26 protein-coding genes and 5 tRNA genes are annotated in these 24,666 nt (G+C 48.2%); 4 read left to right on the forward strand and 27 right to left on the reverse strand.

Going from position 1 to position 24,666, the window contains the following annotated elements:
• Window positions 1-95 precede the first annotated feature (95 nt).
• On the forward strand, window positions 96-1,136 hold the full coding sequence (locus GVI43_RS12090; protein ID WP_159567119.1) for a PLP-dependent cysteine synthase family protein: 1,041 nt from the start codon (window positions 96-98) through the stop codon (window positions 1,134-1,136).
• 150 nt (window positions 1,137-1,286) lie between these two features.
• On the opposite strand, the gene rhtA is transcribed toward GVI43_RS12090, so the two are convergent.
• The 8 genes from rhtA to prmB all read right to left on the reverse strand — a co-directional run bounded on the left by rhtA (window position 1,287) and on the right by prmB (window position 8,755).
• Entirely contained in the window at window positions 1,287-2,201 is a 915-nt protein-coding gene (gene rhtA / locus GVI43_RS12095; RefSeq protein WP_159567120.1) for a threonine/homoserine exporter RhtA, read from the reverse strand.
• A 210-nt stretch (window positions 2,202-2,411) separates the two neighbouring features.
• Complete coding sequence (fabB, locus tag GVI43_RS12100) at window positions 2,412-3,629, reverse strand: beta-ketoacyl-ACP synthase I (protein WP_159567121.1); 1,218 nt, start codon at window positions 3,627-3,629, stop codon at window positions 2,412-2,414.
• A 515-nt stretch (window positions 3,630-4,144) separates the two neighbouring features.
• Entirely contained in the window at window positions 4,145-4,417 is a 273-nt protein-coding gene (locus GVI43_RS12105; RefSeq protein ID WP_159567122.1) for a YfcL family protein, read from the reverse strand.
• A gap of 16 nt (window positions 4,418-4,433) precedes the next feature.
• The gene (locus tag GVI43_RS12110) at window positions 4,434-4,982 is read right to left on the reverse strand and encodes an elongation factor P hydroxylase (protein WP_159567123.1); all 549 of its coding nucleotides are present in this window, start codon (window positions 4,980-4,982) and stop codon (window positions 4,434-4,436) included.
• A 30-nt stretch (window positions 4,983-5,012) separates the two neighbouring features.
• The gene (locus GVI43_RS12115) at window positions 5,013-5,813 is read right to left on the reverse strand and encodes a sulfite exporter TauE/SafE family protein (RefSeq protein WP_159567124.1); all 801 of its coding nucleotides are present in this window, start codon (window positions 5,811-5,813) and stop codon (window positions 5,013-5,015) included.
• Window positions 5,814-5,816: 3 nt separating this feature from the next.
• Window positions 5,817-6,650, reverse strand: a complete 834-nt coding sequence (gene mepA / locus GVI43_RS12120) for a penicillin-insensitive murein endopeptidase (RefSeq protein ID WP_159567125.1) — start codon at window positions 6,648-6,650, stop codon at window positions 5,817-5,819.
• 18 nt (window positions 6,651-6,668) lie between these two features.
• Complete coding sequence (gene aroC / locus GVI43_RS12125) at window positions 6,669-7,754, reverse strand: chorismate synthase (protein ID WP_159567126.1); 1,086 nt, start codon at window positions 7,752-7,754, stop codon at window positions 6,669-6,671.
• Between the two features lie 68 nt (window positions 7,755-7,822).
• Entirely contained in the window at window positions 7,823-8,755 is a 933-nt protein-coding gene (prmB, locus tag GVI43_RS12130) for a 50S ribosomal protein L3 N(5)-glutamine methyltransferase (RefSeq protein WP_159567127.1), read from the reverse strand.
• Window positions 8,756-8,984: 229 nt separating this feature from the next.
• Here prmB and smrB point away from each other — a divergent pair, with 229 nt between their 5' ends.
• The gene (gene smrB, locus GVI43_RS12135) at window positions 8,985-9,515 is read left to right on the forward strand and encodes an endonuclease SmrB (protein WP_159567128.1); all 531 of its coding nucleotides are present in this window, start codon (window positions 8,985-8,987) and stop codon (window positions 9,513-9,515) included.
• 199 nt (window positions 9,516-9,714) lie between these two features.
• Here smrB and sixA read toward each other — a convergent pair whose 3' ends face one another.
• Both sixA and GVI43_RS12145 read right to left on the reverse strand, forming a co-directional pair.
• Window positions 9,715-10,191: a phosphohistidine phosphatase SixA gene (gene sixA, locus GVI43_RS12140; protein ID WP_159567129.1), complete on the reverse strand. Its 477-nt coding sequence runs from the start codon at window positions 10,189-10,191 to the stop codon at window positions 9,715-9,717.
• An 82-nt stretch (window positions 10,192-10,273) separates the two neighbouring features.
• A complete protein-coding gene (locus tag GVI43_RS12145) occupies window positions 10,274-10,567 on the reverse strand; it encodes a YfcZ/YiiS family protein (protein ID WP_159567130.1) in 294 nt (97 codons plus the stop codon).
• Between the two features lie 309 nt (window positions 10,568-10,876).
• Here GVI43_RS12145 and fadL point away from each other — a divergent pair, with 309 nt between their 5' ends.
• The gene (gene fadL, locus GVI43_RS12150) at window positions 10,877-12,172 is read left to right on the forward strand and encodes a long-chain fatty acid transporter FadL (protein ID WP_159567131.1); all 1,296 of its coding nucleotides are present in this window, start codon (window positions 10,877-10,879) and stop codon (window positions 12,170-12,172) included.
• A 268-nt stretch (window positions 12,173-12,440) separates the two neighbouring features.
• Here the strand turns inward: fadL and mlaA are convergent, their stop codons facing one another.
• Genes mlaA through ccmA form a run of 10 tightly spaced genes read right to left on the reverse strand, consistent with a single transcriptional unit; the run spans window position 12,441 to window position 20,255 of the window.
• Window positions 12,441-13,190 (reverse strand): phospholipid-binding lipoprotein MlaA, encoded by a 750-nt coding sequence (gene mlaA / locus GVI43_RS12155; protein WP_159567132.1) that lies wholly within the window; start codon window positions 13,188-13,190, stop codon window positions 12,441-12,443.
• Between the two features lie 34 nt (window positions 13,191-13,224).
• Window positions 13,225-14,430, reverse strand: a complete 1,206-nt coding sequence (gene ccmI, locus GVI43_RS12160) for a c-type cytochrome biogenesis protein CcmI (RefSeq protein ID WP_159567133.1) — start codon at window positions 14,428-14,430, stop codon at window positions 13,225-13,227.
• A 2-nt stretch (window positions 14,431-14,432) separates the two neighbouring features.
• On the reverse strand, window positions 14,433-14,921 hold the full coding sequence (locus tag GVI43_RS12165) for a cytochrome c-type biogenesis protein (RefSeq protein ID WP_159567134.1): 489 nt from the start codon (window positions 14,919-14,921) through the stop codon (window positions 14,433-14,435).
• Complete coding sequence (locus GVI43_RS12170; RefSeq protein WP_159567135.1) at window positions 14,921-15,475, reverse strand: DsbE family thiol:disulfide interchange protein; 555 nt, start codon at window positions 15,473-15,475, stop codon at window positions 14,921-14,923. The genes GVI43_RS12165 and GVI43_RS12170 overlap by 1 nt, the downstream gene beginning before the upstream one ends.
• Window positions 15,472-17,433 carry a heme lyase CcmF/NrfE family subunit gene (locus GVI43_RS12175; protein ID WP_159567136.1) on the reverse strand — a complete coding sequence of 654 codons (1,962 nt, stop codon included), beginning with the start codon at window positions 17,431-17,433 and terminating at the stop codon, window positions 15,472-15,474. The genes GVI43_RS12170 and GVI43_RS12175 overlap by 4 nt, the downstream gene beginning before the upstream one ends.
• The gene (ccmE, locus tag GVI43_RS12180; RefSeq protein WP_159567137.1) at window positions 17,430-17,948 is read right to left on the reverse strand and encodes a cytochrome c maturation protein CcmE; all 519 of its coding nucleotides are present in this window, start codon (window positions 17,946-17,948) and stop codon (window positions 17,430-17,432) included. Before ccmE ends, GVI43_RS12175 begins: the two co-directional genes overlap by 4 nt.
• Complete coding sequence (gene ccmD / locus GVI43_RS12185) at window positions 17,945-18,160, reverse strand: heme exporter protein CcmD (RefSeq protein ID WP_159567138.1); 216 nt, start codon at window positions 18,158-18,160, stop codon at window positions 17,945-17,947. The genes ccmE and ccmD overlap by 4 nt, the downstream gene beginning before the upstream one ends.
• Window positions 18,160-18,894: a heme ABC transporter permease gene (locus tag GVI43_RS12190; protein WP_159567139.1), complete on the reverse strand. Its 735-nt coding sequence runs from the start codon at window positions 18,892-18,894 to the stop codon at window positions 18,160-18,162. Before GVI43_RS12190 ends, ccmD begins: the two co-directional genes overlap by 1 nt.
• Before the next feature lie 60 nt (window positions 18,895-18,954).
• Window positions 18,955-19,614, reverse strand: coding sequence for a heme exporter protein CcmB (gene ccmB, locus GVI43_RS12195; protein ID WP_159567140.1), 660 nt, complete (start codon window positions 19,612-19,614; stop codon window positions 18,955-18,957).
• Window positions 19,614-20,255 (reverse strand): cytochrome c biogenesis heme-transporting ATPase CcmA, encoded by a 642-nt coding sequence (gene ccmA, locus GVI43_RS12200; protein WP_159567141.1) that lies wholly within the window; start codon window positions 20,253-20,255, stop codon window positions 19,614-19,616. The genes ccmB and ccmA overlap by 1 nt, the downstream gene beginning before the upstream one ends.
• A gap of 286 nt (window positions 20,256-20,541) precedes the next feature.
• Here ccmA and GVI43_RS12205 point away from each other — a divergent pair.
• Window positions 20,542-20,616 (forward strand) — tRNA-Arg (locus GVI43_RS12205).
• 127 nt (window positions 20,617-20,743) lie between these two features.
• Here GVI43_RS12205 and GVI43_RS12210 read toward each other — a convergent pair.
• The 7 genes from GVI43_RS12210 to csrA all read right to left on the reverse strand — a co-directional run bounded on the left by GVI43_RS12210 (window position 20,744) and on the right by csrA (window position 24,632).
• Window positions 20,744-21,493, reverse strand: a complete 750-nt coding sequence (locus tag GVI43_RS12210) for a SapC family protein (protein WP_159567142.1) — start codon at window positions 21,491-21,493, stop codon at window positions 20,744-20,746.
• Between the two features lie 1,128 nt (window positions 21,494-22,621).
• Window positions 22,622-23,149 (reverse strand): YagU family protein, encoded by a 528-nt coding sequence (locus GVI43_RS12215; RefSeq protein ID WP_159567143.1) that lies wholly within the window; start codon window positions 23,147-23,149, stop codon window positions 22,622-22,624.
• 504 nt (window positions 23,150-23,653) lie between these two features.
• Window positions 23,654-23,730 (reverse strand) — tRNA-Arg (locus GVI43_RS12220).
• A gap of 73 nt (window positions 23,731-23,803) precedes the next feature.
• A tRNA-Arg gene (locus GVI43_RS12225) sits at window positions 23,804-23,880 on the reverse strand.
• 73 nt (window positions 23,881-23,953) lie between these two features.
• Window positions 23,954-24,030: transfer RNA gene (locus GVI43_RS12230), tRNA-Arg, on the reverse strand.
• 5 nt (window positions 24,031-24,035) lie between these two features.
• Window positions 24,036-24,128: transfer RNA gene (locus tag GVI43_RS12235), tRNA-Ser, on the reverse strand.
• Window positions 24,129-24,446: 318 nt separating this feature from the next.
• On the reverse strand, window positions 24,447-24,632 hold the full coding sequence (gene csrA, locus GVI43_RS12240; protein ID WP_027275176.1) for a carbon storage regulator CsrA: 186 nt from the start codon (window positions 24,630-24,632) through the stop codon (window positions 24,447-24,449).
• Window positions 24,633-24,666: the final 34 nt, after the last annotated feature.

Raw genomic sequence — 24,666 nt, forward strand, 5'->3', positions numbered from 1 at the left:
TTATTTAGCGATTATAGAGTAAAAATAGCAATAATTTTTTCTGCATTAATCGTTACTCTATCCAGACAGGGTTAACACCATTAAGGGGATAAATTATGCCACGCCACTGGGTAAAACAGGCCATCAGTGAAATTGAAGCCGACTTTCAACGTTCTGCCGATACGCACCTGATCCGCGTATGCCTACCCCAGTTTCCCGGTATTTATCTCTATCTAAAAGATGAAAGCACTCACCCCACAGGCAGCTTAAAGCACCGCTTGGCCCGATCGCTGTTTTTATACGGCCTGTCGAACGGCTGGATAAAGCAAAATACCACCATTATAGAGTCGTCTTCCGGCAGCACGGCGGTTTCAGAAGCCTATTTTGCCCGGCTATTAGGGCTACCCTTTGTTGCCGTGATGCCAAGCTGCACGGCTAAACGTAAAGTAGAACAAATTGAATTTTACGGCGGACGTTGCCATTTTGTAGACCACGCCGCGCAAATCTATCAGGCATCAGAACGGCTGGCGAAAGAGCTTAACGGCCACTATATGGACCAGTTCACCTATGCCGAACGGGCGACCGACTGGCGTGGTAACAATAATATTGCCGACAGCATATTTCGCCAAATGGAGCGCGAACCCTCGCCAATTCCTGACTATATTGTGATGAGCGCAGGAACCGGCGGCACGTCGGCCACGCTGGGCCGCTATATTCGCTATCAGGGCTATGACACCAAACTGGTGGTGGTCGATCCTGAGCATTCTATATTCTATGACTATTACCGCTGCGGCGATAAAACCCTGACGGGCCGCTGCGGTAGCCGTATTGAAGGCATAGGCCGTCCTCGCGTGGAGCCGTCGTTTATTCCTGACGTTATTGATGAAATGATTCAGGTTCCTGATGCTGCCAGTATTGCAACCATCCAATGGCTAGAAAAAATTCTTGGTCGCAAAACCGGCGCATCAACCGGAACCAACGTATGGGGAGCGCTACAGCTGGCCAAACGCATGCGCCAGAATGGTGAAACGGGTTCAATCGTGACCCTACTGTGCGACAGCGGCGAACGCTATTTAGATACTTATTATGATGAGCAATGGGTTAAAGCAAATATTGGAGAGTTGGGACAGTATCAGGCGGTATTGGCGAATCTTTGATATCTTATTCAGGGTCATCTGAGGCTACAACCGGGCGATATTGATTGGTTAACAAAGTTTATCTCACTATTACTCAAGGGGCCGCAATAGCGGCCCCTTAATCATACCCATTGGCTGGTCGATTCAACGGCAAGCATCAACGCTAAATCATTAAATAACATCACGCTCGGCAATGTTGACTACCTCTAACTTCGCCTTAGGCGTAATAGTCATTGAAGCGCCCATCGAAGCAATGATTACCGCAGCAAGCCCCGCCCACTGCATGAAAGATAACGTCTCATTTAGAAAGACCAGCCCGGATAGCGCGCCCATCGCGGGTTCAAGGCTGGTTAAGGTGCCGAAGGTTTTTGCCGGCAGGCGCGTCATGGCAACCATTTCCAACGAATAAGGCAGTGCCGTAGACAAGACGGCCACCCCAATAGCGACGGGTAAAATAGCCAACGAGAACATGCTGGCACCGGCATAGGCCACGCCAATCGGAAAGGCTATCACCGTAGCCACTAAAGCGCCTAATGCCACAGAACGGGTACCGTAATTAGCCCCGGCCTTCTGGCCGAATACAATATATAGCGCCCAAAAAACGCCGGCACCTAAGGCATAACAGGCTCCGACCGGATCAACGCCGTTGACCGACTGGTTAAACGGCAGCAAAAGCCCCAGCCCGACAATCACTAATCCAATCCATAAAAAATCCACTACCCGGCGGGAAGATAGCATCGCAACGGACAAAGGCCCGATAAACTCAAGCGCAACCGCAATGCCCAACGGTACCGTTCTCAATGACATGTAAAACATCAGGTTCATACCGCCCAGAGAAAGGCCATAGGCGACCAGCCACCATCTGGCTCCCGGTGCCGGCACGCGGGTACTGTGCTTACGCCATGGCCGTAAAAAAATCATCAGAATAATGGTACCAAGCCCTAGGCGCAGCGCGGTCATGCCCTGAGCACCAATTATCGGAAACAGGCTTTTCGCCAGCGTAGCCCCGGACTGAATAGACAGCACCGCGATTAAAAGCAGCACAATTGGTAGCACAACGGATGATTTACTCTCTTTCAATGACATAGATTTTTATACCTTCCCCGACATGCGCAAAAGCGAATACGACGGAGAATTGATTTTTCAGTAAGACACAATATCTCTGAGATAGCGCAATGATACTTGAATATATCCTTGAGTTTTACCCCCGGCGCAGAATAAAAAAATGCCGGTGATATTCTCACCGGCATGTCATTCAGATAAGCAGAGCTAAAAGGCAACCAACGCCCGACAGGCTTACTTCTGGTATTTACGCATCACTAAGGTTGCGTTTGTACCACCAAAGCCAAAGCTGTTTGACATCACGGTCGTCAATTTGCGCTCGGTTGGCTTAGTAATGATGTTCATGCCTGCGGCTTTTTCATCTAAATTATCGATGTTGATGCTAGGAGCAATAAAGCCATGTTCAACCATCAGCAGAGAATAGATAGCTTCATGTACACCAGCAGCACCCAGCGCATGGCCGGTCATCGCTTTAGTTGAAGAAATTGCCGGCGTGTTGTCACCGAAGACTTCGCGAATAGCGCCCAGCTCTTTAACATCACCAACCGGCGTAGAAGTACCGTGTACGTTCAAATAATCAATCGGCGTATCGACACCGTCCATTGCCATCTTCATACAGCGGACTGCGCCTTCACCGGATGGAGCAACCATATCTGCGCCGTCTGAAGTTGCACCGTAGCCAACGATTTCAGCATAGATATGCGCGCCGCGGGCTAACGCGTGTTCCAGCTCTTCCACTACTACAATACCGCCACCGCCGGAGATAACAAAACCATCGCGGGCAGAGTCATAGGTACGGGACGCTTTCTCTGGCTCATCGTTGTATTGGGTTGAAAGTGCGCCCATGGCATCAAATTCACAGGACAATTCCCAGCATAGCTCTTCGCCACCGCCGGCAAAAATAACGTCTTGTTTGCCCAGTTGAATCAGTTCAACCGCGTGGCCGATACAGTGTGCGGAAGTGGCACAGGCCGAGCTGATTGAATAGTTAACCCCTTTAATTTTAAAAGGAGTAGCCAAACAGGCTGATACGCCAGACGCCATGGCTTTAGTGACCATATAAGGACCCACTGCGCGCACGCCGCGTGGTGAACGCATGGCGTCAGCACCTACGACCTGACTATGCGGAGAACCCCCGCCTGAACCGACGACCAGCCCGCTGCGAATATTGGATACCTGCTCATCGGTTAAACCGGAATCTGCAATGGCTTCTTGCATAGAAAGGTAAGCATAAATTGATGCATCACTCATGAAGCGAACAATTTTGCGGTCGATCAATCCATCTGTATCCAGTTTGATATTGCCCCAGACATGGCTACGCATGCCTGCTTCTTGCAGTTCCGAGGAGTGGGTAATACCAGAACGCCCGATCTTTAAAGATTCTAAGACTTCCTGCTTGTTATTACCGATACTCGAAATAACACCTAGACCGGTGATGACTGCACGTTTCATTTAATACCTCTTTCTACATTTTATTGCTTGGCGGGATTTCGCTAACAGATTAGCTTACACTTGTAAGCTGAACAAGTCCGATCAGCAAAATATATGCAACAAAAGATGTTAAATGCCTTACAAGACTGACAGCATGAATAGTACGCCAGCACCTGAATAGTCAGCCTTCCACTTTAAATGATACGTAAGTCTACCTCATTTTTCTTAACAGCAATGAACAGGGTACACCTGTTTCCCGAGAGTTTGACGTTGACTATTTCTCTCGCCAAAATGGGCAGGAAGAAATACGGGGTGAGTGCTTAGAGACGGCCAAATACCGGCCAGATTTATTGATACAGAAATCGGATTTGGTACCGGTGCGGTATATCGGCCATGGCCGCAGTTTGGTGAGCCGTGCTGCCGGGTACGACAGCCGCTGGCATCAATGAAATAAAATGAGAAGATTTGAGATTGGGCTAATCAGCTCAGTTCACAGGCCAAACGCGCCGGATTCAAACCCAATGCAAAAGAGTGGATTACTGAACCTGTTGGTGTAACTTGTTCCACAGCCCAAAGACTAAAACCTGATCCGGTGGTGATAGCTCACCGGCCTTAATGGCCTTATTCAGACTGGCCTCAATCAGTTGCGCATACGATGCCAGATCGCTGCGGCCCTGCTCTTCGGCCTGAGCGGCGGCTAAGGTAATATGACCACGTAAATAGCCACCGGCAAAAAGTTCGTCGTCGTCGGCCTGCTCAACGTTATTGTCAATTAACGCCAAAATGCAGCTTTCATATTCTGCGATCATTAAAAATCCTTAGTCATTAAACCCAATATTCAGGATAAGGAAAATCATCGGCACTCAGCGGCTTCGTGTGATAAAAATTCTGCAAAGCCTGAATAAAACGGGCCGGACGTTCCGGTATGCCATGGGCTAAATAGTCCATCACCTGAGCGTGTACTTTGCGCTGGAAAGCAACGCGGTCAAGCTCGATATCAGAATTCAGATTATCGCAGCTCACGCTAAACGGAAACCCGGACGCTACGCTGAACAGCCAGTCAAAGGCCTGAGGCTTAATTTCAACCACTTCAAACTCAGCCTGCTTTTCAGCACTACGCCCGTCAGGGCAATACCAGTAACCAAAGTCAACCAGCTTGCGACGCTCGGCACCGGCAATACACCAATGGGAAATTTCGTGAAACGCGCTGGCATAATAACCGTGGGCAAAAATAATACGGCTATAGGGCGTCGTTTCATCAGCCGGCAAATAAATAGGCTCATCGCCTTCGTTCACCAGTTTAGTTTGATAGTCGGCACCAAAAGTACGCTCAAACAGGTCAATAAGATCCTGTGGATTATGTTGTATGGTCAATGAAATTAACTCTGATTTTATAAAGGTGAATTAAAAAAAGCCGGAAAGCCACTGATGAATCTGGGCGCCGTGGTTATCATAAATTAGTTTGCAGCTCATGACGAACGACACGGTAATTAGCATCGGCCGAATCAGTTTTTGCCCGCGGGTTAACACCATTTTGGCTCCGATACGGGCACCGATAACTTGCCCGCCTAGCATCGCCAGGCCAATACTCCAAATGACCTTCCCACCGATAATAAAAAATAGCAGAGAGGCAAAATTCGAGGTGAAATTAAGCACCTTGGCGTGAGCCGTCGATTTAGTCAGGTTAAAACCGCACAGCGTTACATAGGCTAAAGCGTAAAAAGAGCCCGCTCCCGGCCCGAAAAATCCGTCGTAAAAACCGACGCCCAGTCCGGCCACCAGCGCAAAAGGCCAAACCGATAGCCGCTTTTGCCTTTCCTGCTCACCCACTTTTGGACTAAACAAAAAGTACAGGCCAATAGCAATCACCAGTATCGGTAAAACCGCCCGCAGCAGATCGGCCTGTAGCCTTTGAATCAAAATCGCGCCGATGGTTGCGCCGATAAAAGTACAGAGAATGGTCCAGCGTTGGTCTTTTAAGTTAACCGCCTTTTGGCGGATAAAATAGAGGCTGGCGGAAAATGCTCCCCCCACCGATTGCAGCTTGTTGGTTGCCAAAGACTGTGCGGGAGGTAAACCCAAAGCTAACAACACCGGCAGAGTAATTAGCCCGCCGCCACCGGCAATAGAATCAATAAAGCCAGCCAACATCGCAACGAAAAACAGTACCACATAGACTTCAACGCCGAACGACAACCATTCCATTTATCATTTTGCCTTAAAGTGGCTGGCTAACAGCGCCTTACATGACGCAGGCGGCTCGGGTATTACCGGATCTTTCGGTTTAGCATTCGGTAGCTTTTTAGGCGCTTCCAGCCAGCTCGCCAGCTCGGCCCCACAGCCGTCACCGGCTGGGATCGCGGCCTGCTCTTCGCATTCAAAGCTCGAACTCGGGCAGCGTAAGCGCACGTGCATATGGGCCCGATGGCCAAACCAAGGGCGAACTTTACGCAACCAAGTACGATCGATACCGGCGGTATCACACAGCTTTTGCTTAATCGCCGCGTTAACGAAAATTCGGGCAACGTCTTTATCCTGCGCCGCCAGTTTAATCAACTGAGCCACGTCCGGTGACCATAGGCTTTCAACCACGGCTTGGCCGTTACCGGCAACTAAATCGATAGCCTTCGGATTTTTTAGCTGAGAATCACTCCAGCGCCCGCCGGGCAACTGTAACCAGACATCGACGTCGAGGCCACTCTGATGGCTGGCATGGCCGGTAGCAAAGCGCCCGCCCGCAGGCATTCCCATATCGCCGATCATCACCGTACCCAAACCGTTGGACGCGGTTTTAGTGGTTAACCGGTCAATAAACGCCAGTAAATCAGGGTGACCGAAATAGCGCAGCTGTTGAGGGCGCATCACCTGATAGCCCGAGTGCTCTAAAGGCAACGCCTGAGCGCCAATAATACAACCGTTAGAAAACTCGCCAATCGCCTGCGCCGTTCCGGCTACCGGCTCTTTAACCTGCTGCCATGGCGTAGCCGCCGTTGCGAAAGCAGCCATAGCGGATACCAGCGCTGCAAAAATCCAATTTTTCATAAAAAACATCCTTGATAATTACCAGCGAGGAACGTCTGATTTTACGTCGTAGCACTGGGCCCGATGGCGTAACAGATGATCCATTAAAACAATTGCCATCATGGCTTCGGCAATAGGCACAGCCCGAATGCCTACGCAAGGGTCATGGCGCCCTTTGGTAATCATCTCAACCGCCTCACCCTGCATATTGATGGTACGACCGGGAACAGTAATACTAGACGTCGGCTTGAGCGCAATATGAGCCACCACCTGCTGGCCGCTGCTGATACCGCCAAGCACGCCACCCGCGTGATTACTCACAAAACCGTCGGGCGTAATCTCGTCGCGGTTCTCACTACCGCGCTTATTCACCACGCCAAAACCGTCGCCAATTTCAACGCCTTTAACCGCATTGATGCTCATTAACGCATGGGCCAGATCGGCATCAAGGCGGTCGAAAACCGGTTCGCCTAAGCCAACGGGAACCCGATCGGCTACCACCGTTACCTTGGCACCAATCGAATCACCGGCCTTTTTCAGTTCGCGCATCAGTTCATCCAGCGCTTCTAGGCGGTCGGCATCGGGGCAAAAGAAAGGATTCTGCTCTACCTGATCCCAGTCTTTAAGCTCACAGTTGATAGCGCCCATTTGAGACATATAGCCGCGCACCTGAATACCAAACTGCTGTTGCAAATACTTTTTGGCAATTGCCCCGGCCGCTACGCGCATCGCCGTTTCACGGGCAGAAGAGCGACCGCCGCCGCGATAATCGCGCAGGCCATATTTTTGTTGATAGGTGTAATCTGCGTGGCCCGGGCGGAAGAGATCTTTGATCTCACCGTAGTCCTGAGATCGCTGGTCAGTGTTTTCAATCAGTAACCCGATACTGGTACCGGTAGTAACCCCTTCAAAAACGCCGGACAGAATGCGTACGCTATCCGCTTCCCGGCGCTGAGTCGTGTAGCGAGAGGTTCCCGGGCGGCGGCGATCTAAATCATGCTGTAAATCAGCTTCCGTTAGAGGAATACCCGGCGGAACGCCGTCAACGATACAGCCCAGCGCCACGCCGTGGGATTCACCGAAAGTGGTTACGCGAAATAATTGTCCAATACTGTTCCCAGCCATCACAGTTCCTTAGCCGTTGTTCATATTTACATGAGCATTTGAAAAGCCCGGTAACGCGTTGATCAAAATCAGTCGCAATAGATTCTGAAATGCTCATGGCAATCCAGCAATTGCTGACGGGTGAGCATAAATACGCCATCGCCGCCATATTCAAAATCTAGCCAAGTAAACGGAATATCCGGATATTCTGCTATCAGGTGAACCATACTGTTACCCACTTCGCAAATCAGTACACCATTCTCGCTCAAATAGTCAGGCGCGCAGGCTAAGATCCGCCGGGCAAGCTTCAGACCATCGGTACCGGCAGCCAGCCCCAGCTCAGGCTCAAAGCGGAACTCTTTCGGTAAATCAGCCATATCGTCAGCATCCACATAGGGTGGATTGGTGACGATCAGGTCATATTTAACCGGCGGCATGTCGCGGAAGAGATCTGAACGAATAGGCGTAACCTGATGTTCAAGACGGTGGACTTCAATATTATGCTCAGCTACCGCTAAGGCATCTTGAGAAATATCAACCGCATCGACTTCAGCCTCAGGGAAGGCATAAGCGCAGGCAATAGCAATACAGCCGCTGCCGGTACACATATCCAGAATAAACTGAGGTTCCTGAGGCAATAGTGCCTCAAACCGGTTGTTAATCAGTTCACCAATAGGCGAACGGGGAACTAAAACCCGCTCATCAACAAAAAATTCATGACCGGCAAACCAGGCTTTATTGGTTAAATAGGCGACGGGCAGCCGCTCATTGACCCGGCGGATAACGCGCTCAACGATACGATGACGTTCGCTGACGGTCAGGCGGGCAAGGTACATTTCAGCTGGAATATCCAGCGGAAGAAATAGAGTCGGCAGCACTAGCTGAACGGCTTCATCCCATGCGTTATCGGTTCCGTGACCGTAAAAAATATTCTCCGCATTAAAGCGGCTGACGGACCAGCGCAGCATATCTTGGATGGTATGCATGTCGTTTACAGCTTCACCAACAGAAATCTTGTCCAACTAACCCTCCGGGGGGAATAGACCTTGGAAATAGCGCCATAGTTTGCCATGAAGCACGCGACAAATCAGCCTCAATCACCGGTTATTATGATGATAAATTCGCACAATCGGTCAAAATGATATTGATGCAGAGGACAAGCCGATATCCGCGTAGATTAAAATATGACGGCTATCCCTGATAAGGCTACACTAACGCTATCTTTTACATTATTCACTTAGTTTTTATCCCGTGGCCAAAAAGAAATTTGCGTTAACCGATGATGATTTTGCCCTGTTCAGAGAGTCTGTCCGGGGAACAAAGTCTATTAGACAAGATAAGATCTTCCATCGTTCTAAGCCTAAGCGGTTGAAAATGTCTCCAGAGCGCCTGCTTCAGGAGCAAATTGACGCCAGTTACTATTTCTCTGACGAGTATCAGCCACTGCTGAGCGAAGAAGGCCCGGTTCGCTATCTTCGTTCCGGCGTAAGCCCGTTTGAACTAAAAAAGCTGAGGCGCGGCGAATATCCGCCAGAGCTGTTTCTCGATCTGCACGGACTGACTCAGTTAGAAGCTAAACAAGAGCTGGGCGCACTGATTGCGGCCTGCCGCCGCGAACACGTTAACTGTGTTTGCGTGATGCACGGCCACGGCAAACACGTGCTTAAGAAGCAAACGCCTCTGTGGCTGGCCCAACACCCTGACGTAGTAGCCTTTCATCAGGCGCCTAAAGAATTCGGTGGCGACGCCGCCATTCTGGCGTTAATTGAATTAGACCAATAGTGATAATCTGAGTTTAGCCGCCGTAGCAGCATAAAGAAGAGACGCCCGGAGCGTCCGGGACCGCCGACAAAAGTGGTTTAATCTGGTATTGCGCAAGTTTCGTCCGCGAAACGATTGCCGGAATATCACCATTGGCTAGCGGCCGAAGGGCAATGCGTTGCGCTCAATGGGCAAAAACGATATCGAGTTTGACTATATATCAGTCTACCGAGCTGGCCGTCTGCTGCCACTCAAGAGTCCCTATCCCTTGTGCATCAATCACCACACAGGCTACCGCAGAGGTACTAAACATCGGTGGATATACTCCGGGGCACAGGTCAGCGACCAGATAACCCACTAACGGCAGATGCGAGACAATCAAAACCGAATCGATACCCTCCTGAGCCAGCGCCATCAGGTAATCAATCGTCAGCGCAGAATCGCCGCCGGGAGTCAGCTCAGACAAAACCGCGATTTCAGAAGATTCGGAGAGTGGAAACTCATGCTTAATCACGTTTAGCGTCTGCTGAGCCCGGATATAGGGGCTAACCAGAATCCGATCGATATGAGATATTTTATTTCTTAACCAGACCGCCATCTGCGCCGTTTGCACCCGACCGCGTTCGGTTAAATTACGATCAGCATCGCTTTCAGCATGAAAACTGGCTTCGCCATGTCTCATAATTAGCACTTTCATTGTCTGCTCTCTGTTATGACATAAATAACGCCGGAAAACCGGCGTTAAATGAAGCTGAATACACTGCCACTAGGCTAAAAAATTAGCGTAGGCCCAGTTGGAAAATCATGGTTTCAGCCTGACAGGCAAAATTGAAATCGATGGTCAGCTCAACGCCTCCGTCAACGTCTTTAAAGCGGCTGTCGATCTGGCAAGGCTCAGACTCTGTGGCTCGCGCTTTTTCAGTCAGGCTTTTGAGCATCAGCTCTGCCTCACCGCGGTTAGCAAAAACGTGCTGATAAGATGCGGTACAGTCGGTGTTATCTATAATAGTGCCGACGTCAACGCAACAGCAGGCCGCGGTTTCTTGTGCATTACATTTTAACGAATCAGACATAACGTTGTTCTCCTGTTGAATAAAACGGACCAATCACCGTTTTATAGAAAGCCATTTATGAGATCTGGCTCAAAAATAAATAAACTTTCTTATACTACTCTCCCCGCCCGGTTTTCGCATGGATTTTGTGCCGCGTACTGACTGATGGCTTAACACTTTCCATTTACCCGTATTCTTTATTGGCAAAATTGGCCAAAACCCGCTATTTCTGCCAACTGGTCTAATCTGTCATCCCCCACATCCTCCCTACAATGCCGCCTTCATTATTACAATCCGTAATAATTTGTGTCGTTAATTTGAGATTTTGGAATGTATTATAAAAATATTCTAAGAAAGTCAGCAGTGGCAATTGTTGTTGCGACCCTATCTTCTAACCTTTATGCCTCCGGTTTTCAGATCAATGAATCATCTTCATCTGGTCTGGGCCGCGCCTTCTCCGGCGAAGGCGTCATTGCCGATAATGCGTCCGCAGGTAACCGTAACCCCGCAGCAATGACAATGTTCGATCGCCCTTCATTCTCCGGTGGTGCTATTTACGTACGCCCTACCGTTGAAGTGACCGGTAAATCCCCTTCCGGTAGCGATATGTCCGTCAGCGATATTACGCCAAACGAATGGGTTCCTAACTTACACTTTGTCTATCCGCTAAACGACAGCCTATCCGTAGGTACATTCTTAACCTCTAACTACGGTTTATCGACCGAGTTTGGCGATGAATATGTCGCCGGGCCTCTGGCCGGAAAGACCGAGCTAACTACCGGCAATTTTAACGTAAGTGCCGCCTATCGGTTAAGCGAACACTTCAGTATTGGTGCGGGCGTTAACGCCGTTTACGCCAAAGCTGAAATTATTCGCTATGCGGGCGAAAATAGAAGCGGCATGCCAAATAACACTGAAGTCGTCCATATGAAAGGCGATGAGTGGGGATATGGCTGGAACACCGGCATCATGTATGAAATCGATAAAGATAACCGTATCGGGCTGAGCTACCGCTCGAAGGTTGATATCGATTTTAAAGGCGACTACAGCAGCAGCCTACCGTCACGATATAACGGCATGCAGTCTCTTACCGGCATGCCGTGGGGTACCAATGGCAATACGGTTGACGGCAATTTGACCTTGAATCTACCGGAAATCTGGGAATTATCGGGTTACCACAAAGTCGCGCCGAAGTGGGCGATGCATTACGGATTAAGCTACACCAGCTGGAGCCAGTTTGAAGAGCTGAAAGGCACTGACTCGGACGGCAACACGCTATTTTACAAACATGAAGGCTTCCGTGACGCTTATCGCATCGCATTAGGCACCACGTACTACCATGATGAAACGTGGACGTACCGCGCCGGTATCGCCTTTGATGACAGCGCCGTACCGGCCAGCAACCGTTCCATTTCCATACCGGATCAGGATCGCCTATGGCTCAGCGCCGGAACCACCTATAACCTCACGGCTGACGCGTCGGTAGACCTTGGTGTTTCTTATATGCACGGTCAGAAAGTGAAAATCGAAGAGAAGCTAAATAACTCACCGAATAGCCCGGTATATTCGTTTAATTCTCAGGGTAAAGCTTGGCTATATGGTATTAACCTGAACTATACCTTTTAAGAGTTGGCAATGTAGCCGGTAACGTAGTTGGCAAGATAGCTTAATTCGATGGTAGGGTAAGTTTCGTTCGCATCATCAACGCCGGAATATTGGTTTTTTCTGGCGGCCGAGGAGCGATATTTTCAGGAATGAAGCACTTTGGGCCTGAAAGCCCTCAGCTTAAGTTCTTTAAGACCAACGTGCTTGCGTATGGATTTATCATCAGCCAAAAGGCCCGCCACTTTCGTGGCGGGCCTTTGTTTATCTGACCATCGTAATGAGACGAATATCAGTCGATATCGTCCAACTGACCTTTCAGTGCGTCAGCGTTCGGGTTGTTCTCAGGTGCAGTCTGACCACCATTGGTCAGGAAGTCATTGCGCTGGAAGTAAGCTTCACGCACAAAGATGTATGGATCGGGCGAATTTGACAGCATCTGATCCTGATCGAGCAATTGAGCACGGGTTTCAATACCTTCAACCGTCCACTTGCCGACAGAGCCCCATAAGGTAAGCCAGCTCAGCACCGGATAAACGTAATCGACATAGGCACCACCTTCTTGACGAGGCGTGGCCGAGCCATAGCCCGGTAATACAACATATGGACCATAAGGCACATCGTAATGGCCCAGAACCTGACCAAACTGACGATTGTCGGTTCTCTGCAGCTTATCGTTCGACATACCGGCCACGTCAATAAAGCCGCCCATGCCTAGCAGGGTATTGAGGAAAAAACGGTTAAAATGGCGGAAGCCCTGATAAACATCACCCTGTAAAAAGTAGTTTACCATGCTGGCAGGCTCACCTAAGTTACTGGTGAAATTGCTCAAACCATTCCGCGCAGGCTGCGGCATATAGTCACGCCAAACCACGGCGACCGGACGAACAACGTACGGATCCATGTAGTCGTAGTTAAAAGTAAACATAGAACGGTTAAAGCCTTCAAATGGATCTGAACGGCCATCTTCATCGCTACTATTACTAGCACACCCGGTAAGCATGGCTCCGGCAAGTGCAATACCAATTAGTCGGCGCTTCATATCTATCTCCATTTAATCAGGCTCCTGATAATGCTTACTGCTTAAAATGCCCGATGGTTAAATCAATTTTTTCATTAGCGGTGAACGAATGAATTTCACTCTCGCCCGACAGGGCTTTCGTGTCTGCTTCATCGCCGCTGGTAATTTTAGCCGATATCTTCACCTGTTTAAGGCTTGAAAGCAAACGTGCTGGCATCATTGAATTGCTGTCATCTATCGATAATTCTAGTGGGAATTGGCCCAATGGCAATTGCTTCACTGCCACCGGAACCCTACTCTCACCGTCGGTGACGGCAATAAGAATACGCCCATTCGCCGGTAAATATTTTTGCATATCGGGCGATAACGTTAACGTCACCGATAGTTTAGAACCGCTGGCGGTAATTTGTGATTTAGCATAGGCGAGGCTATTTTTAATCACATCCAGATCTTTGGCATCTGCCGGAGAAAGTGCGATCACTTTTTCCCACGCGGCAATAGCCTGATTAAAATCACCCTGCCCGAACGCATTCATCGCGATTGCAGATAACGCATCGATATTATTCGGATCGGCGGTAAGCATCCTTTTCAGAATTTTAGCCGCTTCCTGACTATCGTTAGGATTGTTGGAACGGGTGAGTAATTTAGCGTAGATAATCTGAATATAGGCATCGTCAGGCGCCAATTGGTAAGCCTTTTCATAAGCCTGTAACGCCATTGCGCTATCGCCCATTTTAAGACCCGCCAGCCCCAGCATGGTCCAGTCGCGGACGTTTTTCGGTTCAGAAAGCAGATCGGTACGCAATCCTAAGCCAAAGCGGGCAATGTCTTCCGGGGCGGAAAGCTGACCGGTGTCTGCACGATGGCGCAGATCGGGCATCTCTTTCATAATCTGTTGCCACTGAAGCACCTTGGCTAAACCGCCGGTGTTCATATAAAGGCCAAGCGAAACCACCACCAATAGCAGCACACCGGGTACCAGCGTCATTTTGCTAAGAGGAACGCTGGAGACCTTAGCCCGATCTTCAGGAATATCTTCTAACAGGTTGTGCTGTAGCTCGGCTACTAAGGTCTCACGATCGGCAACAACGCCCTGATCTTCGTCGGCGTTTAGCTCATTTAAACGCTGTTGATAATAGACTTTATTAATGGCATCACGGTCGTTCTGTTGTTTATCATCAGGCTTGCGCAATGCAGGAATGACCAATAACGCAGACGCGATCAGCAGTAATATAATAATTGTCAGCCAAAATCCGATCATGGTTATTTCCTGCCTTTCGCGCTGGTTTTATCGCTCAACAATGTCAGCAGACGCGCTTTCTCTTCCTGAGATAGCGCGCCAGATACGCTCTGTGACGCCGTATCTCTACGACGCCGGGCTAACATCATCACGGCTCCGCCGCCTACAACCACAAAAAGAGCCGGAATCACCCACAGAATAAGGGTTGCCGGAGTCACAGGTGGCTCATAGGTGACGAAGTTGCCGTAGCGATCGACCATATAAGTAATAATCTCTTGACGGGATTGCCCCTTCTCCATCAGCTCAAACACCTTTGCCCGCATATCGGTGGCAATCGGGGCGTTGGAGTCAGCAATACTGTTATTCTGGCACTTAGGACAACGCAGTTGATTAGTCAGTTCACGAAACTGCTGTTCTTCATCGACAGACTTGAAGTTATAGGTATCAATTGCGGCATGGGTCGCAAACGTTACAGCCATGCCAAACAGCATAAATGAAAGTCGTTTAAGCATTATGAGCCACTCCCCTGATATTTGAGCCAAAGAGGCTTAATCTCTTCTTCCCAGATACGCTCGTTGAGATCGCCTGCGTGACGATAGCGAACGATGCCATTACCATCGATCAGAAAAGTTTCAGGTGCACCATAAACGCCGAGATCCAGCCCCAGTAAGCCGTTATTGTCATACAGGCTTAGTGCGTAGGGGTTACCCAGATCGTTGAGCCATTTAATCGCTTTCTGGCGCTCGTCTTTATAGTTCAGGCCAACCACACGAATGCCCTGAGCCGACAGCTTATTCAAAAACTGGTGCTCGGCATAGCAAGTCGGACACCAGGTCGCCCACACGTTCAGCAGCATCGGCTTACCGTCATTCAGAACGGCTTGATCGTATATTTTGCCGGGGATATCCAGCGACTCCAGCTTAAACTGAGGCACGGGTTTACCAATCAGCGCTGACTCCAGCGTCGTCGGGTCATCACCGTCGGCATTACGCTGTAGCTGAACCATAAATGCCACTACCATCACTAAAAATACGGCTAATGGAATAAACAGTAATTTCTTATTCATACTGTTTCCTTACTGATTAACTGTTTTTTTGTACGATACCGCGGGTCGAGCATGCAGAATAAACCACCGATCGCCATAAAGAGGCCGCCAAACCATATCCAGCGGATAAACGGTTTGTAATAAAGCCTGACGGCCCAAGCGCCATCACCAAGCTCTTCACCTAAGGCGGCATACAGATCGCGGGTAAAACCACCGTCAATTGCCGCTTCGGTCATCATGCTACCGGCGACTTTATAATAGCGTTTCTCAGCGTGTAATATCGCTTCAGGCTTACCGTTGCGGGTAATGTCGAGTTCGCCCGCGCCGCCGGTGTAGTTCGGACCTTCAATTGACCGTACGTCGCGGAACGTGAACTTATAGTCATGGATCATTACGCTATCGCCGTCTTTCAGGCGCACATCGCGTTCCACGCTATAGCTCTGGCTAAAGGCTATTCCAAACACCGTCACGGCTACGCCCATATGGGCAATCACCATGCCCCAATGGCTGCGGGAAAGATGGCTTAGGCCTTTAAACAGGCTATGCCGATGGGTTGAACGCTCATGCAGTTCCATCAGCGTTAAAACGAAAACCCACACCGACATCATCAGCCCAACTACCGTCATGACCACGATTTTATCTTGTAAAAACCACGGCAGGCCAATAGCCACGGCTAAGGTTACCACCACAGCCAGCACCAGGCGTTTTACCAGCTTAGACGGCTCATCGCGACGCCAGCGCACCAGCGGGCCTACGCCAAGCAATAGGGTAAACGGCACCATCAGCCATAGGAACATGGAGTTAAAGAACGGTTCGCCCACCGAAATAGAGCCTAAGCCCAGCTGTTTATGCACCAACGGCAGTAAAGTACCAAGCAGTACCACCAGCATGGCGGCCAGCAGTAAAATATTGTTACCCAGCAAGAAAGATTCCCGAGAGAAAAACTCATGACTGACTTTGGTTTTACTCACTTTGCTACCGTTAATGGCATACATCAGTAATGAACCGCCGATCACCACGGTCAGGAAGGCCAGAATAAACATGCCCCGCTCAGGATCGGAAGCGAATGAGTGAACTGAAACCAAAATTCCAGATCGAACCAGGAACGTGCCCAGCAGGCAGAGGGAAAACGCCACAATCGCCAGCAATACGGTCCAGGCTTTAAAGGTTCCGCGTTTTTCAGTTACGGCTAAAGAGTGAAGCAGTGCAGTACCGGTAATCCACGGCATCAAAGAGGCATTTTCTACCGGGTCCCAGAACCACCATCCGCCCCAGCCCAGTTCGTAATAGGCCCAGAAAGAACCCAGCACAATGCCTAACGTCAGGAAGATCCACGCAGCCATGGTCCACGGACGCGACCAGCGCGCCCATGCGGTATCTAAACGCCCAATCATCAGAGAGGAAATAGCAAAAGCAAAGGCTACTGAGAAACCAACGTACCCCATGTACAGTAACGGAGGATGAAAAATCAGCCCAACGTCTTGCAGCAGCGGATTTAAATCGCGACCATCAATCGGGAACATCGGCAGCGTTCGCAGGAACGGGTTTGACGTCAGAATAATAAACAGCAGAAAGCCGACGTTAATCATTCCCAACACCGACAAAACCCGGGCTACGGCATCCATCGGCATACGGCGGCTAAACAGCGCAACGGCGGTGGTCCAGATAGACAGCAGCATCACCCAAAGCAGCAGAGAACCTTCGTGAGCGCCCCAAACCGCTGCCATGCGGAAATAGACCGGTAGCTGGCTGTTGGAGTTAGTCGCGACATACACCACGCTGAAATCATTAATAATAAAAGCATAAACCAGACAGCAAAAAGCCAGCAGCGTGGTAGCAAACAGGCCGTAGGTTAACGGCCGGGAAACGGCCATCATGCGTACGTCTTGTTTATACGCGCCTACTAAAGGGTAAATGCTTAACAACAGAGCCAACGCGACCGAAAGCGCAAGGGCAAAATTACCTAGCTCAGGGATCATTTAGCGTTCCTCTGAGACGATGCTGAAGTTGCTTGAGAAGATGACGCGTTTTTATAAGATTCCGGTGGCCGTTGGTGGTTGCCTTTCATCGCATCTTCAACTTCCGGCGGCATGTAGTTCTCATCATGCTTAGCCAGCACTTCTTTAGCATTAATAACGTTATTTTCTTCAAACACGCCCTGAGCGACCACGCTCTGACCTTCACGGAATAGATCGGGCAAAATACCTTCGTATTGCACGTCAATTGCACTGCGGGCATCGTAGACTTTAAAAATAACTTTGAGCGATTGAGGATCGCGCTTCACTGAACCCGGCATGACCATGCCGCCGATACGCAGGCGCTGCCCCACTTCCGGCTTAATTTTTTGCTCACCTTTGCCATAAACAATCTCACCCGGCGTATAGAACAGATCGATGTTTGAACGTAACGCATAAAGCACCAAAGAAATCGTCACGGCCATGCCAATCAATACGGCCAGAGCCAAGTACATTCGACTTTTACGACGCGGGTTCATAATGTGGCCTCTTGCTGGTTCTTCGCATTTTCGATCCGAGCTTCCCGGGATTTGCGACGCTGAATTTCAGTTAATAGCCGTTTACGCTGCCAGCGGGTATGAAAAACCAGTGCGAGTAAAGAAAGCAGCGTGGCGGCAACGGCCAGCCAGACAAAGAAGCCATAGCCTCCCATCGCAAAAAATTCCTGCCATGAAGAAAATGCGGGTGTCATTAGCGAGCCTCCTTGCCTGTCAGTGATTCAACCCACGGCTTCAAACGATCGTGAGCAAGAATTAAGTTACGTAACCGCATCAGGGTTAAGGTAATAAAGAAGAATAGATAACCAAATATAGACAGGCGAAGCGGCGGCCTCATACTCGGGTCAATGGTCTGCTGCATATTGGTCGAACCCTGATGCAGGGTATTCCACCACTCGACAGAAAAATGAATAATCGGCAGATTAACCACCCCGACCAACACTAAAATACCGGCAGCACGACCGGCCAAACGGCGGTCTTCAAACGCATTATATAGCGCAATGGCACCCAGATATAAAAACAGTAATACCAGTTCAGAGGTCAGACGGGCATCCCATACCCACCAGGTTCCCCACATCGGTTTACCCCAGGCTGAACCGGTAACCAACGCAATAAAGGTAAACACTGCGCCCACCGGTGCCATTGCTGAAGCGGCCATATCCGCTGACTTAATTTGCCAGATCAGACCGATAAATGCAGCAATCGCCATTGAGCCATAAATACCCATGGACCAGATTGCAGCCGGTACGTGGATATAAATAATTCTAAAGCTGTCGCCCTGTTGATAGTCTGAAGGCGCAAAACCAAAGCCCCAGATCCAACCGGCCGATAAACACAACACCCCGGCAGTCGCCAGCCAAGGGATGAACTTACCGCAAAGACGGTACAGCGTCTCGGGTTTAGCGAATGAATGTAGCCACTTCCACATAATCGTATTTGCTCACACTTTAGTTTAATTAAAATAGTTGGTTAATCATTCTCAACTCAGTCATTGCACGCTAACCCTTAGGGCAGCAGATGCAGCGAAAGGTGATAAGGTTGCCGTTCCAGCCAGAATGGCGCCCAAAATAGCCAAATAGCCATTAATCGGCAGCGACATCGATGCGGCGTCTATAGCAGACGTGGCAAAGATCAGTACCGGAATATATAGAGGCAATATTAGAAGGCTTAGCAGTACGCCGCCTTTTCTTAGACCAACGGTTAACGATACACCAATCGCACCAATAAAACTTAGCGTTGGCGTGCCCAACAGCAGCGTTAACGCTACGGCAGTCCAGGTTGCGTAATCAAAGGATAAAAGTAACGCAACCAACGGAGACAAAATGAGCAGCGGCAAACCGGTCAACAGCCAGTGCGCGCAGACTTTAGCTAAAATAGTTAACGGCAGCGGTATCGGCAGCAGTATAAGCTGTTCCAGCGAGCCGTCTAGGAAGTCATCACGCAGTAACCGCTCCAGTGAAAGCAACGACGCCAACAGCGCCGCAACCCACACAACGCCGGGTGCAATGCGCGCCAAAAGCTGCGGCTCCGGGCCAATACTTAGTGGGAACAGCGTAATCACGATTAAAAAGAACCACAGAGGATTGATAATTTCAGATCCTTTGCGCATCGCTATTTTCAGCTCACGGTGCAAAATAGAGATAAACATTAGCGCCACACTCCACCGGTCAGCTTAATTTTACGAATCGGTTGGCGAGCGCTTATCATGTCTTGGTGGGTTGTTAGCACCACCATTCCGCCCTTCTCTGCGTGCTGTTCAAACAGGCTTACCAAATGCGCAACCCCTTGCTTATCGATGGCGGTCAAGGGTTCATCTAAAATCCATAACGGCGCATCGCTAAGCCACAGACGGGCAAGCGCCACCCGCCGGTGTTGCCCGGCGGAAAGCTGAGCGACGGGTACATCTTCATAACCTACCAGCCCTACCTGAAACAGGGCCTGCCAGATAGCATCGTCATCTTTTTTAGCACCATTGCTTTGAGCGCAGGCTTTTTGAAAAAATGAGAGGTTTTCGAACGGAGTAAGTACTTCTTTAACGCCGGCGTGGTGGCCGATATACAACAGCGCCTGATGATAACCATCGCGATTACGGCGAATTGACTCACCCTGCCATACAACATCACCCTGCTCCGGGCTAGATAGCCCAGCAAGAATACGCAATAGGCTGGTTTTACCCGCGCCGTTAGGCCCTTCAATTTGAACTAATTCTCCCGGACGAATAGCAAAGCTAAGCTCTGAAAACAGAGCCCTTTCATCGCGGATACAGCTAAGTTCTTGCGCTTCCAGCATGGTGATTACATAAACTTAATGGAAATTTAGGCAGTATCATAGCACAGCCTTAGCAAGGCTCGTAGCCTGACACCAAGCTGTGAAGTACCTATTTATGAGTAAAATAAGGGGTCAGATCAAACACTAAATGAGAAACTGGGCAGAATGTGAACTCGGTCAAATAACCAATTTGATAAAATACGTTACCAATTTGAGCTATTTTAGAATAATTGATTACGAGATGAACAAACAGCTATCCGCCTGCTGAATATCCGAATAAAAGCGGGTATACTCTTGGCCACGCTGCGCCCTCGTAGTTAAATGGATATAACAAGCCCCTCCTAAGGGCTAGTTACAGGTTCGATTCCTGTCGGGGGTACCATTTCGACGTGAAGGCTGAATTTATTCGTTCCACGCTGAATGCTGACAATAGCGATTGCCATACACTTCTGAAAATTCCAGCGGGGGAAGCAAACCTCCACCGCTGAAACCGCGATACTAACTATTTATTATTTAGCTTTCTTATTTGCCAAATGCATATCAAGTAAATTAGGCAGGTTAGCCAGAGACATTAAATGGGCAAATATCCAGCCAAGATACCCTTTCTGATTAAGCGTGGTTAACTGCTTGCCCGTTAGTTTAGAGAGTTTCTCTTCACTCACCAGCAGGAAGTCCTGAACCTGGAACGGCACACCGGTAGAGCTACGGATATCAGCAGAACGCGTTTCTAATAGCTCGTACTCATTTAGCAAATTAGCAAACTCACGGGTACGTTCCATTTCAACGTTAAACCCATTCATAAACTGAATTGTCTCGTTTAAAAACTCACTATTGGTGCCGTCTTCGTTAAATAAAGCCTTACCTTCTTTATCATTAAATCCGGCGAAATCAGCATCAAAACACAGGGTAAAATCTTTTGACTTAGTGTCTTGGGTCGCAATCACAAACGGATAACGACGAACAAATGCAGGTAAGTAAGTATTCGCCTTCCAAGTAAAATCTTTTGACATATAGTCATTACGACCAACTTCAAGCCCTAACAGCAGGATTGGTGTAATTACCTCTTTGCCCTTTTCACCCTCGGAGATAAACACGATAGGATAATGATGCGATGATGGATAAAACTCAGCGCCGGCAACCGGCATCCAGTGAGTCTCAGCCGCCACTGCCAGCCCTTCTACCGGCTTCAGCTTCAGAGATTTATGGTTATCGCGAGAAAGCGCGCTTACGTTTTTATACAGCAACATAGTTTTAGACATTGTATTTCCTGATAGGGCATCATTGCCCGCGGTTATGAGTATTCATTGGTTAACTGCGTTATATGGGAATATTCCTAAACAACGCAAAGCATCTCTACATAGGGACATTAGCCCTTTAGATCGTCAGTCTGTGCCCAATGTTAGATAAACAACTGGTATTCAGTCATTCAATATATTAATTATATCTAAAATATGACCATTAAAAATAAAATTTTCATCAAAATTAGTAACCATTAGGATTGCTACCATTCGTTAACAATCACTTAATGTAAACGCCATACTATTAACCCGTTTGATAAAGACATTCTTGGCTTTATCACCTCATTTACGCTAACAAAAAAATAAAAATTAAATCAAAAATTGAATGATGGAATAACACACCAGGCCTACGCATTAATATTAAACAATATTATTATCAATTTCTTATCATTTCGCCATCAAAATTAAATGACATTACAAAAGAAACACCTACAATCGAGAGTTTATCGCAACAATATGTTTATAATGACTTTTCGATCATCAAAAGATTCAAGCAAGATTTTACTGTCAACATAGAATATCTCAAAAATAAAAACCCAGAAATCTTAAAGGCCATTTAAAACCGCAATTAAAATAAAGAAAATTCAAAAAAGCCAGATTAAACAACAAGATTAACAGCCAATAAAACAACACTTTAAATAACCACTAAACAACAAATAAATAAGATCTTATTTATAATCTATCATTTTCTGAAACTTAAGGCCTGCACCTACGATTTCGATTTTTATCCACGCAGATTACTAACCAGAGAAATGGATCATAACACTCGTTTCCATCGTGCAGAAACCATAAGCGCCTAGCAACACTGATATCACCCAATACAACCGTAGAGAGCGACAAATCAGTCTCTGTTCAGATGAATGTTCAGCGAGCGGACGAGATATTAGCGCGTTAGCTCACCCACCGAGATTTAATTTAGCTTTATCAAATACCGGCCCGTACACCATTAACCCGACAGCCAACGGCCGCTATCGGGTAAAAACCACCCCAAAAATTACTAACGATAGAAAACGGCTGACTCAAACTATAGGATCGGTATAACCAAAAGTCCGGCGTCAGCCAATTTCACCCAAGAGGCCTATACCTCTATTATTGATATTCAGGATCGGGGCTGTGAGTGATTCGGTTTCTGATATCTCTTCTGAAAATTTCTATTGCCCACATCCAGACAATGTGGCCAAACGTTTCAGATATAAGTTCATCCAACGGCAATTCCCATATTGGTGGTGCCCATGCGCCAATTGGTAATACAAGTCCATGAAAGACAATGGTAATTAAGATGGCAAAAGCAACGCCTTGCCAGAGCTTTATCTGTGGGAAGATTTCCGCCACGAAACAATAGAACATGGCAAAAAAGAGCGAAAAAAGATGATGAACACCGGCCACTCCCCAATTAACCAGATGGCCAGAATAGGTGTAAATCATCTCATTCACTTGAAATCCAAAGTCTCGCAGCATCTCCGCTGGAGGAATTGCCCTATCCGGCGTTCTTGGCGGCAGCGGATTCTCCGTTCCCCACTTGACGAAGCTAGCTATATTACCGCCAAGGAATCCAGCCCATAATGCAACGCCATAGCGGCGAACCTGTTTATTGGTAGTAGCAAAATAAGATGACATAGATAGTAACCTTTATATAGTATGGAAACCCTCAACTATTATAGCAGACTAAGCCAAATAGACAGGCCACGGCACATTTATCAACTTATTTGAGAGTTAGCATCCCCAAGTTAAACACAGTTTAAGATAGCAGATTAATACAAGCTTCCGAAAGCGCTGCAGAAATTATCAGGGGGATCATTGGTTAACATAGTGGGCAGATTAGTGATTCTGGCTTTCCGGCCTACAAAGCTTATAGATACCCTCTTCTAACACGTCAGACGCTTATCAGGTATCTCAATGCCGATTGAGCCAAAACCCGTCCAATAGCCTGTGAGCGCGTCAGGATCCCGTGCTGGCACCAGCACATCAGGTCTTTTTTAACACTGTCTGCTTATCAATATTTGGGAACAAAACCGAATTTAGCTATTTGAATAAAGTAGGCTATTAATAAAATAATCGAGGAAAACAAACGTTGTGATGATTCAGGGAGAGTTTATAGATTAGCATTGAAACGAAGAAGAATGGTGCACCAGAGAGGATTCGAACCTCTGACCGCTCGGTTCGTAGCCGAGTACTCTATCCAGCTGAGCTACTGGTGCGTTTTAATTCCTGACGCAGACGCTGCTACTTCATCTGCTTTGATACCGCTTAATAAAACGATACTTGATAATATGGTGCACCAGAGAGGATTCGAACCTCTGACCGCTCGGTTCGTAGCCGAGTACTCTATCCAGCTGAGCTACTGGTGCGTTCTAATTCCTGACGCAGACGCCGTTACTTCATCTGCTTTGATACCGTTTAATAAAACGATACTTGATAATATGGTGCACCAGAGAGGATTCGAACCTCTGACCGCTCGGTTCGTAGCCGAGTACTCTATCCAGCTGAGCTACTGGTGCAAAAATGGCGGTGAGGGAGGGATTCGAACCCTCGATGCAGCTTTTGACCGCATACTCCCTTAGCAGGGGAGCGCCTTCAGCCTCTCGGCCACCTCACCACGTTACTGCTCGTTGCCGTACTGATATTTGAACGACCTATATCGGGACTGCGTGGCGCACATATTACTTTCCCGCACTTATAAGTCAAATACTTTTTCCAATGTTGCGTTTGTTTGCGCACTAAGCAAACAACAAGAGCAATTCACAACCAAGAAAGGTGATAAATTGAACAGAATGAATCAGATGCAGATGGGTCATTGACACCGCAAAAGAACACAGGAAAATTCGCGATGAAAATTAAGAAAAAATACCGAGAAAACGCAGGAATAGAGCGAAACTAACGCGCCTTACTTAGATAAGCAAGACGCGCCGATGACTTAAAAAGTCGACTGTTGTGACTTCTCAGCCTGAATTCGTTGATAGATCTCTTCACGATGAACAGAAACTTCTTTAGGCGCATTAACACCAATACGAACCTGATTACCTTTTACGCCTAGAACGGTCACAGTAACTTCATCACCTATCATTAACGTTTCACCAACTCGACGAGTTAGAATAAGCATTCTTTGCTCCTTGAAAGATTAAAAGACAATTGCC

The sequence above is a fragment of the Budvicia diplopodorum genome (assembly GCF_009800925.1).
GTDB classification, from domain to species: Bacteria; Pseudomonadota; Gammaproteobacteria; order Enterobacterales; family Enterobacteriaceae; genus Budvicia; species Budvicia diplopodorum.